Genomic DNA, 243 nt, shown 5'->3' on the forward strand with positions numbered 1-243 from the left:
GCCTGGATTTCCGCTGAAACGGCTTTCGATTGAGGAGGATGGAATGACGACTGCTGACACAGCAACCGACGAACTTCACTTTCAGATCAATGATATTCTGCGCGGCGGCGTTGATCCGCATGTGCATAGCGGACCGTCGATCGCTCCACGGGCTCTTGATCATCTCGAACTGGCGCGTCAGTTGTCGGAGGCGGGCTTCATCGCAGCTGTTACCAAGGACCACGATTATTCCGGCGTCGTGGC

Annotated in this window: 1 protein-coding gene; it reads left to right on the top strand. The window is 56.4% G+C overall.

Annotated elements, in window-relative coordinates:
* Positions 1–43: 43 nt before the first annotated feature.
* The coding region (locus tag SB822_RS60045) for a DUF6282 family protein (RefSeq protein WP_410859503.1) at positions 44–243 on the top strand (200 nt) is incomplete at its 3' end.

Origin of the sequence: Paraburkholderia sp. SIMBA_054 (assembly GCF_046534875.1) — a bacterium.
Classification (GTDB): Bacteria; Pseudomonadota; Gammaproteobacteria; order Burkholderiales; family Burkholderiaceae; genus Paraburkholderia; species Paraburkholderia hospita.